This window comes from Brevundimonas sp., assembly GCF_036405315.1.
Lineage (GTDB): Bacteria > Pseudomonadota > Alphaproteobacteria > Caulobacterales > Caulobacteraceae > Brevundimonas.
This window is the reverse complement of record NZ_DASWXW010000191.1, coordinates 1-17089: the sequence shown is the minus strand read 5'-3', so window position 1 is coordinate 17089 and position 17089 is coordinate 1. Positions and strand designations below refer to the sequence as shown.

The 17089-nt window shown below is 68.2% G+C and carries 22 protein-coding genes; 16 read left to right on the top strand and 6 right to left on the bottom strand.

What is annotated here, in order from left to right:
* The 5 genes from VGE49_RS11935 to mnmA form a co-directional block, all read left to right on the top strand.
* Positions 1-504: flagellar hook-length control protein FliK (locus VGE49_RS11935; RefSeq protein ID WP_331034765.1), on the top strand; the 504-nt coding region annotated here is incomplete at its 5' end.
* A gap of 2 nt (positions 505-506) precedes the next feature.
* Entirely contained in the window at positions 507-1208 is a 702-nt protein-coding gene (locus VGE49_RS11930; protein ID WP_331034764.1) for a flagellar hook assembly protein FlgD, read from the top strand.
* A gap of 55 nt (positions 1209-1263) precedes the next feature.
* On the top strand, positions 1264-2700 hold the full coding sequence (gene flgE, locus VGE49_RS11925) for a flagellar hook protein FlgE (RefSeq protein ID WP_331034763.1): 1437 nt from the start codon (positions 1264-1266) through the stop codon (positions 2698-2700).
* A 186-nt stretch (positions 2701-2886) separates the two neighbouring features.
* Positions 2887-3171: a CtrA inhibitor SciP gene (sciP, locus tag VGE49_RS11920; RefSeq protein WP_331034762.1), complete on the top strand. Its 285-nt coding sequence runs from the start codon at positions 2887-2889 to the stop codon at positions 3169-3171.
* Positions 3172-3288: 117 nt separating this feature from the next.
* A complete protein-coding gene (gene mnmA, locus VGE49_RS11915) occupies positions 3289-4512 on the top strand; it encodes a tRNA 2-thiouridine(34) synthase MnmA (RefSeq protein ID WP_331034761.1) in 1224 nt (407 codons plus the stop codon).
* A gap of 73 nt (positions 4513-4585) precedes the next feature.
* On the opposite strand, the gene VGE49_RS11910 is transcribed toward mnmA, so the two are convergent.
* Positions 4586-5077 (bottom strand): winged helix-turn-helix transcriptional regulator, encoded by a 492-nt coding sequence (locus VGE49_RS11910; RefSeq protein WP_331034760.1) that lies wholly within the window; start codon positions 5075-5077, stop codon positions 4586-4588.
* Between the two features lie 177 nt (positions 5078-5254).
* Between VGE49_RS11910 and VGE49_RS11905 the strand changes: the two genes are divergently transcribed.
* The 4 genes from VGE49_RS11905 to VGE49_RS11890 all read left to right on the top strand — a co-directional run bounded on the left by VGE49_RS11905 (position 5255) and on the right by VGE49_RS11890 (position 8462).
* Positions 5255-6082, top strand: coding sequence for an acyl-CoA thioesterase (locus tag VGE49_RS11905; protein ID WP_331034759.1), 828 nt, complete (start codon positions 5255-5257; stop codon positions 6080-6082).
* 71 nt (positions 6083-6153) lie between these two features.
* A complete protein-coding gene (locus VGE49_RS11900; RefSeq protein WP_331034758.1) occupies positions 6154-7344 on the top strand; it encodes a thiolase family protein in 1191 nt (396 codons plus the stop codon).
* A gap of 46 nt (positions 7345-7390) precedes the next feature.
* Entirely contained in the window at positions 7391-7903 is a 513-nt protein-coding gene (gene eco, locus VGE49_RS11895) for a serine protease inhibitor ecotin (protein ID WP_331034757.1), read from the top strand.
* 223 nt (positions 7904-8126) lie between these two features.
* Complete coding sequence (locus VGE49_RS11890; RefSeq protein ID WP_331034756.1) at positions 8127-8462, top strand: VOC family protein; 336 nt, start codon at positions 8127-8129, stop codon at positions 8460-8462.
* A 21-nt stretch (positions 8463-8483) separates the two neighbouring features.
* Here the strand turns inward: VGE49_RS11890 and VGE49_RS11885 are convergent, their stop codons facing one another.
* The 3 genes from VGE49_RS11885 to thiE all read right to left on the bottom strand — a co-directional run bounded on the left by VGE49_RS11885 (position 8484) and on the right by thiE (position 11761).
* A complete protein-coding gene (locus VGE49_RS11885; protein ID WP_331034755.1) occupies positions 8484-9335 on the bottom strand; it encodes a hypothetical protein in 852 nt (283 codons plus the stop codon).
* Positions 9336-9367: 32 nt separating this feature from the next.
* Entirely contained in the window at positions 9368-11038 is a 1671-nt protein-coding gene (locus VGE49_RS11880; RefSeq protein ID WP_331034754.1) for a sensor histidine kinase, read from the bottom strand.
* A 63-nt stretch (positions 11039-11101) separates the two neighbouring features.
* Positions 11102-11761, bottom strand: a complete 660-nt coding sequence (thiE, locus tag VGE49_RS11875; protein WP_331034753.1) for a thiamine phosphate synthase — start codon at positions 11759-11761, stop codon at positions 11102-11104.
* A gap of 122 nt (positions 11762-11883) precedes the next feature.
* On the opposite strand from thiE, the gene VGE49_RS11870 reads away from it, so the two are divergent.
* Complete coding sequence (locus tag VGE49_RS11870; protein ID WP_105563100.1) at positions 11884-12069, top strand: (2Fe-2S)-binding protein; 186 nt, start codon at positions 11884-11886, stop codon at positions 12067-12069.
* Positions 12070-12236: 167 nt separating this feature from the next.
* Positions 12237-12737 carry a bacterioferritin gene (gene bfr / locus VGE49_RS11865; protein ID WP_331034752.1) on the top strand — a complete coding sequence of 167 codons (501 nt, stop codon included), beginning with the start codon at positions 12237-12239 and terminating at the stop codon, positions 12735-12737.
* A gap of 63 nt (positions 12738-12800) precedes the next feature.
* On the opposite strand, the gene VGE49_RS11860 is transcribed toward bfr, so the two are convergent.
* Positions 12801-13526, bottom strand: a complete 726-nt coding sequence (locus VGE49_RS11860; protein WP_331034751.1) for an ABC transporter permease — start codon at positions 13524-13526, stop codon at positions 12801-12803.
* Entirely contained in the window at positions 13526-14461 is a 936-nt protein-coding gene (locus VGE49_RS11855; RefSeq protein ID WP_331034750.1) for an ABC transporter ATP-binding protein, read from the bottom strand. The genes VGE49_RS11860 and VGE49_RS11855 overlap by 1 nt, the downstream gene beginning before the upstream one ends.
* An 86-nt stretch (positions 14462-14547) precedes the next feature.
* Between VGE49_RS11855 and VGE49_RS11850 the strand changes: the two genes are divergently transcribed.
* The 5 genes from VGE49_RS11850 to VGE49_RS11830 all read left to right on the top strand — a co-directional run.
* A complete protein-coding gene (locus tag VGE49_RS11850; protein WP_331034749.1) occupies positions 14548-15045 on the top strand; it encodes a DUF2975 domain-containing protein in 498 nt (165 codons plus the stop codon).
* On the top strand, positions 15045-15290 hold the full coding sequence (locus tag VGE49_RS11845; RefSeq protein WP_292084284.1) for a helix-turn-helix domain-containing protein: 246 nt from the start codon (positions 15045-15047) through the stop codon (positions 15288-15290). The genes VGE49_RS11850 and VGE49_RS11845 overlap by 1 nt, the downstream gene beginning before the upstream one ends.
* A gap of 54 nt (positions 15291-15344) precedes the next feature.
* Positions 15345-15896, top strand: a complete 552-nt coding sequence (locus VGE49_RS11840) for a TspO protein (protein ID WP_331034748.1) — start codon at positions 15345-15347, stop codon at positions 15894-15896.
* A gap of 127 nt (positions 15897-16023) precedes the next feature.
* On the top strand, positions 16024-16590 hold the full coding sequence (efp, locus tag VGE49_RS11835) for an elongation factor P (protein ID WP_331034747.1): 567 nt from the start codon (positions 16024-16026) through the stop codon (positions 16588-16590).
* 135 nt (positions 16591-16725) lie between these two features.
* The coding region (locus VGE49_RS11830) for an inositol monophosphatase family protein (RefSeq protein ID WP_331034746.1) at positions 16726-17089 on the top strand (364 nt) is incomplete at its 3' end.

Sequence of the window (17089 nt, the reverse complement as noted above, 5' to 3'; positions counted from 1 at the left end):
CCCCTGGAATCCCAGACCGGCGCGCCCGCCGCCAACCGCGACCTGGGCCTGTCGATGCTGTCGCGCGCCCCGGTCGAGACCACCGCCCAGATCGCCGCCCAGATCCTCAGGAAGCTGGACGGCCGTTCGACGCGCTTCGACATGGTGTTGACGCCCGAAGGTCTGGGCAGCGTCGACGTGAGCATGGACATCGACTCCGACGGCCGTCTGACCGCGCGTCTGGCCTTCGACAATCCCGCCGCCGCGACCGACCTGCGCGGCCGCGCCGACGAACTGCGCCGCCAGCTTCAGGACGCCGGCTTCCAGTTGTCTCAGGACTCGCTGGAGTTCTCGGAGCGGAATCCGTCGTCCGGCTTCGGCGGCGGCGCCTTTGACCGGGCCCCGGACCGTCGCGCCTTCGCCGGCGCCGCGCGCATCGCCGCCGATGCGGATCTGGCTGCTCCGCCGCCCGGCGCCTGGGTTTCTCTCTCGCTGACGCCTGATCGCGTCGATCTGAAGGTCTGACGATGGTTGACGCCGTCTCCACCAACACCGCCACGGGCAAGATCAACACCGGCTCGACCATGCTGGCCTCGAATTTCGAGACCTTCCTGTCGCTGCTGACCGCTCAGTTGAAGAACCAGGACCCGCTGTCGCCAGTGGATTCCAACGAGTTCACGGCTCAATTGACCCAGATGGCCGGGGTCGAGCAGCAACTGCTGACCAACACCTTGCTGAACAGCCTGCTTCAGGCCCAGCAGGGCGACGGCCTGACCGGCGCGTCGCAGTATATCGGCAAGGACGCCACCGCGGTCTGGTCCTCCACCCGGATCGAAGACGGCGAGGCCAACTGGAGCTACGAGCTGGGCGGAAACGCAGCCACGGCGACGATCCAGGTGCTGGACGCCAGCGGCAAGGTGGTCTGGACCCAGGATGCTCCGGCCAAGACCAACGGCATGCACGACTTCAAGTGGGACGGCAAAACCACCGGCGGCGGGCAGGTCGACGACGGCGGCGTCTACACCATGAAGGTCATCGCCAAGGACGGCGCCGGCAAGGACGTCGACAGCCAGGTCATCATTCGCGGCCGCGTCACCGGCGTGGAAATGTACGACGGCAAGGCCTTCGTCACCATCGGCAACTCCATCATGCCGGTCTCCAGCCTGATCGCTCTGGAAGAACAGAAGGCCGCGACGACGCCGCCCGAACCCCCCGCAGGAAACGCCTGATGACACGCGTTTCCCCTCTCATTCTCTCGTCATTCTCTCGTAAGGAAGCCCAGTCATGAGCATCAACGGCGCCATGCTGGCCGGCGTGTCCGGCCTGACCGCGAACGCCGCGGCCCTGTCGACGATTTCCCAGAACATCGCGAACGTGAACACGGTCGGCTACAAGCGCGCGACCTCCGAGTTCGCCACCGTGGTCAACAGCCAGACCCAGGGCGTCGGCTTCTCGGCCGGCGGCGTGCAGGCCACGGCCCGCCACTTCATCAGCCAGGCCGGCCAGCTTCAACGCACCACCTCGGGCACCGACCTGGCCATCGCCGGCCAGGGCTTCTTCGTGGTGACTGAGAAGTCGGAGAACCTGGTGAACAGCGACGCTCGCCTGTTCACCCGCGCCGGCGCGTTCAAGATCGACGACCTTGGCTATCTGCAGAACACGGCGGGCCTGTATCTGCAGGGCTGGCCCGTGGACACCGACGGCAACGTCGCCAGCGACCCCTCGGACGTGAACCGACTGAAGACGATCAACGTCGGTTCGGTCGGCGGCGCCGCCGAGCCGACCACCCGCGTCGGCCTGAACGCCAACCTGAAGTCCAGCCAGAAGGTGTCCGACGCCGCGACCGTCCCGACCCCGGCCGGCGTGACCGCCTACGACCCCGCCACCAATTCGATGGCCATGTGGGATCCCGTGACCGGAACGGGCGTCAAGCCTGACTTCGAGATCACCATCCCCGTCTCGGACTCCAAGGGCGGCCAGCGCAGCATCGCCATCGCCTTCCTGAAGGGTCCCAACGCCAACGAATGGTACGCCGAGGTCCACGCGCCCGACGGTTCGGTCGTGAACCCCAACACCCCGCTGAAGAGCGGCATGGTGAGGTTCACCCAGGACGGCCGCCTGGACACCACCTTCAACGGCCCGACCGCCCTGTTCCCGGACCCCTCCCAGGCCAGCCTGACGCTCGGCGCCTCCGGTTCGGTTCCGCCGGTTCCGCCCGCCGTCGCCCCCGACGGCACCTGGGCTGCGGGACTCGGCATCGCCGCCCAGACCATCGCGATCGACCTGACGGCGGCCGCCGGCGGCCTGACTCAGTATGACAGCACCTCGATCGTCCAGGCGACCTATACGAACGGCACCGCCTTCGGAAACCTGACCGAGGTGAAGATCGACGACACCGGCTTCGTCACCGCCATCTTCGACAACGGCGTGATGCGCAAGATCGCCCAGGTCGCCCTGGCCACCTTCCCCAGCGCCGACAACCTGACCGAGGTCTCGGGCAACGCCTTCCGTGTCAGCCAGAGCTCCGGCACCTTCAACCTGAAGGCGCCCGGCACCGGCGGCGCGGGCCTGCTGGGGGCGTCGCAGCTGGAAGCCTCGACCGTCGACCTGTCGACCGAGTTCACCGGCCTGATCACCACCCAGCGCGCCTATTCGGCCTCGTCGAAGATCATCACCACCGCCGACGAGATGCTGGCGGAACTGATCAACATCAAGCGCTGATCGATTAACCGGAATCGATGAGTAAGCCTTTGTTAGACTCGATGAATCCTTCGTTTCCGGCGCCTGGCGGGCGCCGGACGCGGAGGATGCGTCTTAGCCATTCCTTCACCACGACGCTTAAACGGCCCTTAGCGGGGTCGGGCCTAGCTTGCGCGTCTATGGTGGTGGTGAAAGAGGCTTAAGCCCATGCTGCAAGAGCGACGCCTTAATAACAGAGGCGAACAGTACGTGGTCGGCCCGACGGGCACGCCGCTGACCCTGCGGGATCTCCCGCCGGCGGATACGAACCGGTGGGTGATCCGCCGCAAGGCCGAAGTGGTCGCCGCCGTTCGCGGCGGTCTGATCAGCCTGGAAGACGCCCTGGCGAAGTATCGTCTGACGGCCGAGGAATTCATCGCCTGGCAACAGGCGATCGACAAATGGGGCATGCAAGGGCTGCGCACCACGCGCATCCAGAGCTACCGGGATTGATGGGCCTCAAGTAGCGCGAAGCGCGATAGGCTCAAGGATAAAGGCCGCTTCCGGCAACGGAGGCGGCCTTTATCGTTTTCAGGGCCATGCCTCGAAATCGAACGCAGGGACCTCTATATGGCGGCGATGACCCTGGCTGACGATATTTGCCCCGTTCCGACCATCGCCCCCATGTCCGGCGCCGCCGACATGGACGCCGCGATCGAGAGCGCGCGACAAGCCGTCGGCCTGCCGGTTGGATCGCGCGTGGTCGCGGCCATGTCAGGCGGAGTGGATTCCACCGTCGTCGCCGCCCTGCTGCACAAGGCCGGCTATGATGTGGTCGGCGTCACGCTTCAGCTCTACGACCACGGCGCGGCGCTCAAGAAGAAGGGCGCCTGCTGCGCCGGTCAGGACATCCACGACGCCCGTCTGGCCGCCGAGCTCATCGGCATCCCCCACTACGTCCTCGACTACGAAAGCCGCTTCAAGGACGCGGTCATCGACCAGTTTGCGGATAGTTATCTGAAGGGCCAAACGCCGGTCCCCTGCATTCGCTGCAATCAGACGGTGAAGTTCCGCGACCTGCTGGACGTCGCCCGCGACCTGGGCGCCGAGGCCATGGCCACCGGCCACTACGTCCGCCGCGCCGCCGTCGGCAACCGCTCGCAGATGCGCAAGGCGATCGACCACTCGCGCGACCAGTCCTACTTCCTGTTCGCCACCACCCAGGATCAGCTCGACTACCTGCGCTTCCCCCTGGCCGATCTGGAAAAGCCCCAGGTGCGCGGCGTCGCCGCCGCCCTCGGCCTGCGCATCGCGGCCAAGCCGGACAGCCAGGACATCTGCTTCGTCCCGTCCGGCGACTACCGCACCCTGATCGACCGCCTGCGTCCGCAAGGGCGTGAAGCGGGCGAGATCGTCCACATGGACGGCCGGGTGCTGGGCACGCACGGCGGCATCACCGACTACACCATCGGCCAGCGCAGGGGCCTGAACGTCGCCGTGGGCGAGCCCCTGTTCGTGACCCGGCTGGACCCGGACAAGCGTCAGGTCATCGTCGGCCCGCGCGAGGCCCTGCTGACCGCCAGCCTGGCGCTGGAGGAAACCAACTGGCTGGGCGATCAGGCCACGATCGAGGAAGCCGCCCGCGACGGCGCCCCCGTCCTGGCCCGCGTCCGCTCGACCCGCCAGCCCTCGCCCGCCCGCCTCGCCCTGAGCGACGATAATGTCATTTCCGTCGTCTTCGAGCAGGGCGAAGAAGGCGTCGCCCCCGGTCAGGCCTGCGCCCTCTACGATCCGGCGGACCCCGACCGCGTCCTGGGCGGCGGCTTCATCCAGAGCACCACCGCCGTCGCCTGACGCGCTTCAGCGCCGCAAGGGTGGCAGAGCCCGCCACCCTTAGCGGGCATTCAGTCCGTCCGCTTGCGGCCCGCTAAGCCGCGTCTTCCTTCGGCAGAACATCTCCCACCGTCGGCCGGTTGTCGGCCCAGGTCAGGGCGATATCGCGGGGTTTGACGATCTCGTTGCAATGGCCGCAGGCGATGCGGGGCTTGAGGTCGTGGCCGCAGGTCTTGTGCACCATGGCGATGCCGCTGTCGGCCTCGCCATAGACGTGTTTCTCGCCCCAGGCGTGCAACGTCACCAGGACGCCGTACAGGTCCTTGCCCTTGGCGGTCAGAACATACTCGTTGCGCGGCGGACGTTCGGAATAGAGCTGCGGCTCCAGCACCCCATGCTGCACCAGCGACTTCAGACGCGCCGCCAGGACGTTGCGGGCCACACCCAGCCGGTCCTGCCACTGCTCGAACCGGCGCACGCCGTTGAAGGCGTCGCGGATGACCAGCAGGGTCCACGGGTCGCCGATCACCTCCAGCGTGGCGGCGATCGAGCAGCTCTGGCGGCTATAGTCGGCGGTGCGTCCCATGCCGGGAAAGTGACCCCGCGTCAGGCTTTTGACAAGTGGGTTGCCAATCGGAACGCAGTTTGTCAGTTTCTTTTAGCAACGAACTTGCGACTATCCTGTCGCGATTTCTGCATTCCTCGACTTGCGGGCGGCGACGCATCAGTCTCCGACCGCCTCTTTCACCTGTTGCGTGGACCGATGACCGAAGCCGACCTGCTGCACGACGCCCTGACCCTGACGCCCGGCGAGGGCGGCCTGAGCGCCCACCTGTCCGGCGAATTCTCCAACGGCCCGATCACCGCCCCGCCCGAGGCGGGCTTCCCCTTCGGCGGCCTGCTGGCGGCCCTGTGCGCCGGGGCGATACGGCAGGGGCTGGAGATCAAGGCGCCGCTGCGCAGCCTCAGCGTCCAGTATCTGGCCGCCGCCAGATACGGCCAGCCGATCCATTTCCGCCCTCGCCTGCTGCGCGGCGGCCGCAACGTCGCCTATGCGGTGGTCGAGGGCGGGCAAGGCGCGCGCCTGACCCACCACGCCAGCGCCACCTATGGCGCCGACAGCGAGACCGCCCGGCCGCTCAGCCCGCTTCTGATCCCGCCGCCCCCGTTGGACCTCGATGCGCCGGGCCTCAGCGGCCCTCTGGCCCCGCGCTTTTCGCAGCATGTCGATTATCGTTTCGACGGCGGCCCCAACATCCTCGGCGGCAACGAGGGCAAGCCCGCCGTCGAGCGCGTCTGGATGCGCACCCGCGACGGCGCGCCTCTGGACGAACTGCGGCTGGCCTATCTGCTGGACGCCCTCTATCCGCCCGCCTGGACCGCCTTCAAGGCGCCGCCGATGATGACCACCGTCGACCTGCGCTACGACTTCATCAACGATCCGACGCCCGAGACCGCGCCCTACGGCTGGGCCTTCTTCGAATACCGGCTGCTGGATCACGGCCTCGGCTGGTCGGTGGACGAGGCCGTCGCCTGGGGCGCGGACGGTCGCCCGCTGGCCCTGGCCCGCCAACGCCGCAAGCTGCTGTAAGGCGGCTGCGCTTGCCAGCGCCCCTCCGCCTCCCCTAATCCCCGCGAAACGATTCATACTGGAAACGCCCCATGACCGCTGCTTCTGATCCCGTCGTCATCGTCTCCTTCGCCCGCACGCCGATGGGCGGCTTTCAGGGCGCGCTGTCGCCGGTGAAGGCCACCGACCTGGGCGCCGCCGCCGTCAAGGCCGCGGTCGAGCGCGCCGGCGTCGCCCCTGAAAAGGTCGAGCAGATCTTCATGGGCTGCGTCCTGCCCGCCGGTCTGGGTCAGGCCCCGGCGCGTCAGGCCGCCATCGGCGCGGGCCTGGGCAAGCACGTCGAGGCGACAACGGTGAACAAGATGTGCGGCTCGGGCCTGCAAGCCGCCATGATGGCTCACGACGCCCTGCTGGCCGGCACCGCTGACGTCATCGTCGCGGGCGGCATGGAGTCGATGACCGGCGCACCCTATCTGATGAACAAGCACCGCGGCGGCGCCCGCATCGGCCACGACGTCATCGTCGACAGCATGATGATGGACGGTCTGGAAGACGCCTATTCTCCCGGCAAGGCCATGGGCGTCTTCGCCGAGGACGCCGCCGCCCAGTATCAGTTCACGCGTGAACAGATGGACGAATACGCCATCGAGAGCCTGACCCGCGCCCAGGCCGCCATCGCCTCGGGCGCCTTCAAGGCCGAGATCGTCCCGGTCGAGGTCGCGACCCGCAAGGGCCCCGTCACCGTCAGCGAAGACGAGCAGCCCGGCAAGGCCGACGCCGCCAAGATCCCGACCCTGCGCCCCGCCTTCACCAAGGACGGCGCCATCACCGCCGCCAACGCCTCCTCGATCTCGGACGGCGCCGCGGCCCTGGTCATGACCCGCGAAAGCACGGCCAGGGCGCTGGGCCTGCCCGTCGTCGCCCGCGTGGTCAGCCACGCCGCCCACGCCCACGAACCGGGCATGTTCACCACCGCCCCGGTCCCGGCCATGCAGAAGGCGCTGAAGAAGGCCGGCTGGTCGGTCGAGGACGTGGACCTGTGGGAGGTCAACGAAGCCTTCGCCGTCGTCGCCATGATCGCGCAGCAGGAACTGGGCATCGACCGCGCCAAACTGAACGTCAACGGCGGCGCCACCGCCCTGGGCCACCCCATTGGGGCGTCGGGCGCGCGCATCCTGTCCACCCTGCTGGCGGCGCTTCAGGCGCGCGGCGGCAAGAAGGGCATGGCGTCGCTGTGCATCGGCGGCGGCGAAGCCGTGGCCATGGCCGTGGAACTGCCCTGATCCTGTGACGTTCTCCACGGTCACGCTAATCTTGGCCGTGGAGACTATGCCTTTGAAAATCCTCCCCTCCCTCTTCGCCGGCGTCGCCGCCCTGACCCTGGCCGCCTGCGCCACCGCTCAGGCGGGAAGCCCGATGACCGACAGCACGCCTGCGACCCAGACCGCCGACGCCCTGAAGGCCTTCCCCGCCGCCAGCGCGGGTCAGACGCGCCACGTCATCACCCTGCCGGCCCAGACCGACGAAAGCGCGCTTAAGGTCGAGGTGATCCTGGGCAAGACCCAGACGGTGGACTGCAACCGGCAGGTCTTCGGCGGCCGTCTGGAGACCCGCACGGCAGACGGCTGGGGCTATGACTATTACGTCCTGCCGGCCTTGGGAAACGCGGCCAGCACCCTGATGGGCTGCCCGCCCGGCTCGGAGCGCCAGGCCTTTGTCACGACGCAGGAACAGCCCCTGATCCGCTACAACTCGCGCCTGCCCGTGGTGGTGTACGCCCCGTCGGACGTCGAGGTGCGTTATCGCGTCTGGCGCGCGGGCGAGACCCAGACGGCGCGCTGATCCCCGCCGTTCATTGAGATCAGGCGCGGGCGTCGGCCGGTCTCGATCGGCGCCCGTGTCGTATTCGGCGCCGCCTCCGCATCGCGCATGAGCGCAGCCAGCGAGGCGCATCCGCAGCTCAGGACGATCATGGGACGGCTCCTGCATTTGCGAACTAATTGCAGGTTTGCGCAGAGTCGGCTGACGTGCAAGCGTCAAGTTCGACAGCCCAAGGAGCCTCGCCATGCGCGAAGATGGAAAACTGGACTACCTCGAACTGCCCGCCGCCGACCTGCCGGCGCACAAGGCCTTCTACGCCGCGGCCTTCGGCTGGGTGTTTCAGGATTACGGCCCCGACTACGCCGCCTTCGGCGAGGGCCTGGACGGCGGATTCACCACCGAAGCGATGACGCCCAAGCCCCTGCCCATCCTCTACGCCCACGACCTGGAGGCCATGCTGGCCAGGGTTCAGGCGGCGGGCGGGGAAATCACCCACCCGATCTTCGCCTTCCCCGGCGGACGCCGCTTCCACTTCCGCGACCCATCCGGCAACGACCTGGCGGTCTGGTCCGAAAACTAGGGCCTACTTAGGATCCACGGATTATTTAGGGTCGACAGATTGGGCGATCCGCTCGGCGGCGTCGCGATCGGCGCCGTCCAGGCTCATCAGCCAGACGTGGATTTCTAACGGCGCCGTCGGGCGCTGGAACAGGTGCTCCATGGCGATGCGGCGCGCGCCCTCGGGCACGACGACCGTGACGCGGCCAGCCGCCGTCACCTGCTCGCCGTCATAGATGGGAAACTGGGACGACGGCCCGGCGTAGATCATGATGAAGGTCTTGCCGGCCTTGCGCACTGACCAGACGCCGGCGTCCGGCGCCCCGCGCCCCGCCGCCATCTCGAATCCCGCCGGCAGATCGATGCGGAACGGCAGGGCCGCCACGGCGGCGGGGCTGAGCGCGCCCGGCGTCGGTGCGGCGGACGGCGCAGCCCGCACAGGGGCTGGGGTTGCGTTCGGCGCCGTCGCGGGCGGGGCCGAACGCACAGGAGCGACCGGCGTCGCGACGCTCGACGCACGACCAGCCCCCGCCGCGGCGGGCGCGGGGGTCGGAACAGCCCTGGGCGCGGCGGTCGATACGGAGGACGACGGTTGACGCTGGGCCGGGACCTGGGCCGGGTTCGAGACAGGGCGACCCGTCGCCGCAACGGCGGACGTGGACGCGGGAGCCGAAACAGCCCTGGGGGCGGCGGTCGATGCGGAGGGCGACGGTTGGCGCTCGATCGGGACCTGAGCCGGGGCCGGGCGAGCAGGCGCCGGCTGAGGCTGAGGCGCGGGTCGGGCGGCTGGCGGCGCGCCGTTCAGCAGCCGCGTCAATTCCTCCGCGCTGGGATTCTGCGCCAGCGCAGAGGCGGGCAAGGTCAGGACGGCGGAAGCGATCAGCAGGGTTCTCATGCCCCGACCTTGGCGCGGAGCGCGCGAAGCGGTCAAGCCGCCGCCAGTTCCACCCAGAAGGTCGCACCCTGGCCCGGCGCCGAGATCACGCCGATCTCGCCGCCCTGAAGCTCCGTCAGACGCTTGGCCAGGGCGAGGCCGATGCCGTGCCCCTCGATGGCCGAACGCTCCAGCCCCAGTCGGTTGAAGGGCTCGAACAACTGCGCCTGCTTCTCCGCGGACAGGCCGGGACCGCGATCCCGCACTTCGATCCGGACCCGGCCGTCGGCCCACAGCGCGCACAAACGCACCACGCCGCCCGACGCACCGTACTTGATCGCATTATTGGCCAGATTGCCGATCACCTGGGCCAGACGTTGGGAATCGGCCTGGGCGATCAGGGCGTCGCCCTCGACGACCACATCGATCGCCATTCGCGCAGCCTCGGGCTTCAGCATCATCGCGCGGTGCACGTCCTCCAGGACGCCCACCACGTCGGTGGGCCGCAGGTCGACCTTGACGGCGCCGGACTCGGCGCGCGCCACATCGAGAAGATCATGGGCCAGCGCCTCGACCTGGCGCGCGGTCTTGACCAGCATCTGCGCCATTTCGACCTGGCTGGCCGAGGTCTCGCCCAGTTGCCCGCCGGCCCACAGTTCGCCGATGCCGATGATGCCGCCGACCGGACTCTTGATTTCGTGGGCGACGTTGGCCAGCAGCCGCGACTTGGCCGCCGAGGCGCGCTCGGCGCGCTCACGCCCGGCGCGGGCCCGCTCGGCCAGACGATCGCGCTCCTCCAGCAGGGCGGCGACCATCAGGATCGGCATATAGCCCAGCAGCACCAGCAACTGCGCCAGAAGGGCGCGGTTCTCGGCGCCGAAGGAATGATAGGGGCCGTGCCCGGCCATGGTCCCGCCGATCGCCATGATGGTCACGAGGACCAGGGCGGCGGCGATCCCCGACACCCGGAACCGCACCGCCATCATCAGCAGCAGCGGCATCAGGAGGAAGCCGTAGGGCAAGCTCATGTGAGAAAAGATCGTGTAGCAGGCGAGGCCGATCAGACCCAGCAGGGCCCCGCCCTCGGCCAGACGCATCGGCTGCCGCATGATCAGCAGGTGACGCCGCTGCAGGGCCAGGCCGAAGGCGCCGATCACGGCGAAGCCCAGAGCATGGCCGCACCACCAGATGCGGAAGCTGTCGACGACATCCGCCCCCACGATGACGTCCAGCGCCAGGGCGCTCAGGATGGCGGACGGCAGCGGCGCGACGGCGCAAACCACCATGAACCGCGCCAGGCCCTCGACTGAATTGACGCTGAGGCCTGGCACGAAGCGTCGCGTCAGCACCACCGCCACCTCGATCTCCATCAGGTTCATGGCGGTGAACATGGCGGACAGCAGCGGCGTGTTGCCGACCAGGAACTCGCCCGCCAGCACGCCGGTGACAACCAGGGCGCCGAAGCCGAAGTCATAGCCCATGCCGCGACCGCCCCGCAGCCAGACCGCCATGGCCAGGCCGCCCGCGCCCCACAGGGCCGCGACCAGACCGTTGGTGCGAGCGAAGCTGATCGCCAGAACCACCAGCACCGCCACCCCCACTGCGGTCAGGATCGGCGCCAGGGGCTGGCGGAAGAAGCTCGCGTTCGGCGCAACGGCGACGCCGCGCGCCGCGTCGGCTTCGATAACGTATTCAGGCCTGTCGAGCGCACGGCTCATCGTCATGATCGGGTCCAGCTACGCGACTAACGCCCCATCCTGGCCGAGCTTCCTAAACATCCTCTGAAGTCAGAAGGCTGTCGCCAGAACCGCATTGAACGCTCGAACCGCCGCCGCCGGCCCTTGCGGGTGAGCCCAAACCCCCGCGCTGACGGCGACGAAATCGGCGCCGGCGGCGGCGACCTGGGCCGCGTTGTCGACCGTGATGCCGCCGATGGCGACGCAGGGCGTCTCCATCGTCTCCTGCCATATCGTCAATTCGATCAGTTCGGGCCGGTGCGTGGTTTCCTTGGTGTCAGTCGGAAAGAAGGCGCCGAAGGCCACATAGTCCGCGCCCGCCTCGGCCGCCTCCATCGCCAGGTGGCGGCTGTCGTGGCAGGTGGCGCCGATCATGGCGTCCGGCCCCATGATGCGCCGCGCCTCGGCCACCGGCGCATCGTCCTGCCCCACATGCACCCCGTCGCAACCGGTGGCCTTGGCCAGGTCGGGCCGGTCGTTCAGGATCACCGCCACGCCGTGCGCCTGGGCGATGGGCGCCAGCCGCGCCACGGCGGCCTTGATCTGATCGTCCGAAGCGTCCTTGAGCCGGATCTGCAAGGCCGCGACCTCGCCCGCCGACAGGGCCTGTTCGAGCAGGTCGGCGAAGGCCTCCAGGTCGGCGAGGGCCGGGGGCGTGATCAGATACAGCTGACAGGGCGGACGGGGCGGGAGCGCAGTTTGACGGGCCATGTCCTCGCCCTGCCCGTCCCCGCGCCGGGCGTCAATGTCGCGGCGCCGTGCGAACGATTTGCACTCGCCTTAATAAATGCTATAGCGAGCCATTCTCAGTAACTGCTTCGGGGCTTTCCGCCTTGTACGTCTGCAACTGTAACGGCCTTCGCCAGCGTGACGTCGCCCAGGCCATCGAGGCCGGCGCGACCCGTCCCAAGGATATTTTTGCGTCCAATCAATGCGCTCCGCAGTGCGCCAAGTGCGTCTGCGAAATGCGCCAGATGATTCAGGACACCCAGGCCGCCTTCGCCCTCGCGGCCGAGTAGGGCGCCCATCTGAAATTCGATTTCACTCGCATTATCAATGCAGTGATAAGAACTCGCAAATGATCCACGCCCCTGAAGCCGTGCTATAAACCTCTTCACGGGCGGCGCTTAGAGCCGCGACGTCATGACGACGTCGCCCAGCGCCGCCGCATTAGAGGACGACGACCATGAAGGGCGATCCGGCGATCATCCGCACCCTCAACGCAGTTCTGACCAACGAACTGACGGCGGTGAACCAGTATTTCCTGCACGCCCGCATGTTCGAGAGCTGGGGCCTGGCCCACCTCGGCAACGTCATCTACGAAGAATCGATCGGCGAGATGAAGCACGCCGACATGCTGATCAAGCGCATCCTCTTCCTGGACGGCCTGCCCAACCTGCAGGACCTGCACAAGCTCAAGGTCGGCGAGGATCCGATCGAATGCCTGGGCGCCGACCTGAAGCTCGAGATCGACAGCCGCGCCACGACCCGCGACGCAGTCACCCAGTGCGAGGAAGCCCGCGACTACGTCAGCCGCGACCTGCTGATGAAGATCCTGGCCGACACCGAGGAGCACGTCGACTTCCTCGAGAACCAGCACAAGCTGATCGAGCTGATGGGCGCCCAGAACTACCTGCAGTCGGCCATGAAAGAGATCACCACCGACGGCGGGGCCACCGGCGGCTGATCCGCGGCTGAACGCAAGACATTGGAAGGGGCGGCCGAGCCATCGGCCGCCCCTTTTCCTTGGCTACAGCACCTCGCGCCGGGCCAGGTGCGCCACCGCCAGAATCAGTACGATCACCCCCAGCCCTCCGCCCAGACCGAGCGCCGCCTGCATCCGCCAGACCTCGCCGGCCAGAACGTTGACCGGCATCTGCCATGGCATGAAGACCCCCTGCTTGGCCGAGGTGGCCACCACCGCAAAGAAGGTGCCGCCGATGCCCACGATCAGGGCCGGCACGAAGCTGGCGAACCGCATGGCGACCCAGAACTGGATGGCGATCATCAGCGTGCCCGCCACCGCCATCAGCCCCAGCATCCTGGCATAGGCCGCCAGATCGAAGGCGCCCGTCGGCGCCACGGCGGGTTTGATCAGCGCCGCCAGCGACACCGAGGCCGCCGTCAGCGCCAGCACGCCCGCGCTCATCAGCACCACCAGGCCGATCACGCAGGCCGCCTTGGCCGCGTACAGGCTCCAGCGCGGGATCGGCAGGGCGCGCAGGTGGTCCCAGGACTTCGGCCCATGCTCCATGTGCGCGACCAGGGCGGTCAGGGCCGTCACGCTCATCGGCATCATGAAATAGGCCCAGATGGCCGAGCCCGTCCCGATCCACATCTCCCAGGGCGACGGCTGCTTCGCCCGCAGCATCATGAAGAAGGCGAAGATCGCGATCAGACTGGGCGCAGCCACGGCCAGCAGCAGGGCCAGAGAGCGGTTCAGCTTGCGAACCTCGACAGACAGAACGGACAGCATCACGCGGCCTCCGGCAGGGGGTGAACGGTTTCCGTCACCTGGCGGTACAGGCCCTCCAGCGAGCGTTCGCGGGCCCCGATGGCGAAGACGGCGACGCCCTGCTCGACCAGGGCCCGGTTGAGGCCCGCCGTCACGGCGTCGTGGTCCTGGCCCGCGCGCAATCGCGCCGTCAGGCCCTCGGCGACCTCCGTCACGTCCAGATCGTGCCGGGCCAGCAACGCCGCCGCCCGAATGCGGTCGTCCACGCGCAGATGGATTTCCGGCGCCTCGGCCGCCTTCAGCGCCGCCAGTTCGCCCTCCAGAACCAACCGCCCCTGATGGATCACGCCCACGTGGGTGGCGATCTGCTCGATCTCGCCCAGCAGGTGGCTGGAGAGCAGCACCGTCGCCCCCGTCCGGGCGGGCAGGTCACGCAGAAAGCGGCGCATCTCGGCGATGCCGTCCGGGTCCAGGCCGTTGGTCGGCTCGTCCAGCACCAGGACCGGCGGCGCGCCCAGCATGGCCCGCGCCAGCCCCAGCCTCTGCCGCATCCCCAGGGAATAGCCCGCGACCCGACGACCGCCGTCGGCCCGCATCTCGACCACGCCCAGCACCCGGTCGATCTCCGAGGTCGGCAGACCCAGCAGGCGGCGGCTGATGTCCAGGTTCTCGCGCCCGGTCAGGTTGCCGTAGAAGCCGTGCGCCTCCAACAAGGCCCCGACCTTGCGCGCCGCGCCGATGCGGTCGCGCGCCACGTCGACGCCGCCGACGCGCGCGGCGCCCGCCGACGGCCGGATCAGGCCCAACAGCATCTTCAACGTCGTCGTCTTGCCCGCGCCGTTCCGGCCCAGAAAGCCATAGACCGCCTGATCCGGCACGATCATCGACACCCCGTCCACCGCCGTTCGCGCGCCGAAGCGCCGCGACAGCCCCTCCGTCTCCACCATTCCGGCCATCGCCGCCTCCGTTTAACTCTTAGATAAAGTTGCGAAGCGCGGATCTTTAAGTCAAGATTAAAGAAACGTCAGAATCGGAACCCGTCATGACCCGAGACCTCGACCGCTTCCGCCGCCTGTGCGGCCAGTACCGCTGGCTGGCGATCTTCATGGTGGCCAGCGTGGGGTTGCTGTCGGCCCTGGCCAACCTGATCGCCCCGCTCGCCCTTTGGGCGCGCGCCCCGGCGTTGGTCAGCGGGCGCGAGGTCGCCGCCTCCGTGATCTGGATCACCCCGGCGCTTTGCTATCTGTTCGGCGTCTGGTCGATCGGCGCCGGCATGGGGCAACTGGCCAAGGGGCGGTTGATCCAACCCACCCTGGCCGCGACCCTGCGCCGGGTCGGGCTGGCCCTCGGCTTCGGCGGCGTCATCAGCGTCTTCGTCGTCACCAACCTGCTGCGCCTGATCGGCTCCACCAAGGGCGGCTATCTGCATTTCGACGTCGCGGGGATGACCCTGGGCATGATCGGCGGCGCCCTTTTCCTGCTGGGTCGGGTCGTGGATCAGGCCGGCGCCGTCCAGGCTGAACTGGACGAAATGATCTGATGGCCGTCCGCGTAACCCTCGACGCCCTGATCGTGGCCAAGGGCATCAAGGCCCGCGACCTGGCCGCCCAGGTCGGACTCAGCGAAACCCAACTGTCCCTGTTCCGGTCCGGCAAGGTGAAGGGCATCCGCTTCCGGACCCTGGCCAGGCTCTGCGCCGCTCTGGGCTGTCGCCCCGGCGACCTGCTGGACTACGACCTCGACCCCGCCGATCTGGAGCCGCCCGGAGGCGACGAGGCGGACTGACGGAACCGCCCCTGCGGCGCGTCATTTGATGTCCTGATCTGTTCAGGAGCCATCATGCCCATCGAAAACGCCCTCGACACCGCCCGCGATCAGGCCGCAGACCTTCTCAACGCCGAGGGCCGCAGTTGGGCTCATGTGGGGCTGGGCCTGGCCCTGACCGCCGGGTTCGCCCTGGCCGCGACGACGGCGGCTTCGAAGCTGATCCGCCCCCAGCCGCTCAGGGCGCTGCAACCTTTGGGCGGCGACGCGCCGATCACCGAACGCCCGCGTGGTCCCATCAGCCTGATCCTTCCCGCCCTGTTCTCGGCCACCACCTTGTCGGCCGTGCGCGTCTGGAACGCCCCGGCCCGTCCGGAACGCCGAAACGCCATGGCCCTGTGGCTCGCCGCCCAGACCGTCAGCGCCGTCTGGCTGGCCGTGCGGCCGACGCGACTGTCAACCCAGATAGCTGCGGCCATGTCCTCGGCCGGTCTGGCAGCAGCCTTCGCTCATGAAGCGCGCAAGCTGGACCCCGCCGCCGGCCAGTTGGCCTCTCCCACCGGGATGGGCGTCCGCCTGGCCAATCGGGCCCAGGCCAGGCTGCGCAGAGAGCCAACCACCCACTAATCCGCAAACCGGCGATCAGCGCCCCCATTGCCCTTTTTCCGCGCTTCCTCTACGGCTCGCCGCGATTTCGCGCGCCCGCCTGTGAAGCGGCCGGGCCGCCCCCAGCCCTTCGATCCCAGCGGTTTCAATGAAAATCAACGGCAACACCATCAAGCCCGGCATGGTCCTGCAACACAACGGCGGCCTCTGGGTCGTCACCAAGGCCAGCCACGTCAAGCCCGGCAAGGGCGGCGCCTTCGCCAACGTCGAGGCCAAGAACCTCGAAACCGGCAACAAGCTGAACGAACGCTTCCGTTCGGAAGACAAGGTCGAGCGCGTCACGCTCGAGCAGCGCGACTACTCCTACCTGTTCGACAACGGCGACAGCCTGGTCTTCATGGACGACGAATCCTACGAGCAGATCGAACTGCAAAAGGGCTGGGTCGGCGAAGAGCGCATCCCCTACCTGCAAGAAGGCATGAAGGTCATCATCGAGTCGCACGAAGGCCGCCCGATCGGCCTGGAACTGCCCGACCAGGTGATTCTCGAAGTCGCCGAGACCGAGCCGACCGTGAAGGGCCAGACGGCCTCGTCGTCCTACAAGCCCGCCATCGCCAACAACGGCGTGCGCATCATGATCCCGCCCTACATGTCGGCTGGCGAGAAGATCGTCGTCGACACCGCCACGGGCGAATACGTGCGCCGCGCGGACTAACAAACGCCGTCTTCCCCGGCCAAGGTCGGGCGCTATAAGACGTATCTACAGGGGCGCGGATGGTCCGCGCCCCTTTTGCTTCTCCGTCTCTCCGGGCCGACAGGCCTTCAAGGACAGCCGGACCAGGAGAACCCCATGGCCCTCGCCTCCGCCCTCGTTCAGGTCATCATCAGCGCGGTGCGCAAGACGGCCCGCCCCATGCTGCGCGACTTCGGCGAAGTGGCCCAGTTGCAGGTGTCGCGCAAAGGCCCCGGCGATTTCGTCACGGCCGCCGACCTGAAGGCCGAAGACACCCTCTACGAACTGCTGATGAAGGCCCGCCCCGGCTACGGCTTCCTCGGCGAGGAACGCGGTCTGGTCGAAGGCACCGACAAGTCGCACACCTGGATCGTCGACCCGATCGACGGCACCACCAACTTCATGCACGCCATGCCCCACTTCGCCATCACGGTGGGCCTGGAGCGCAAGCACCCCGACGGCTCGTCCGAGATCGTCGCCG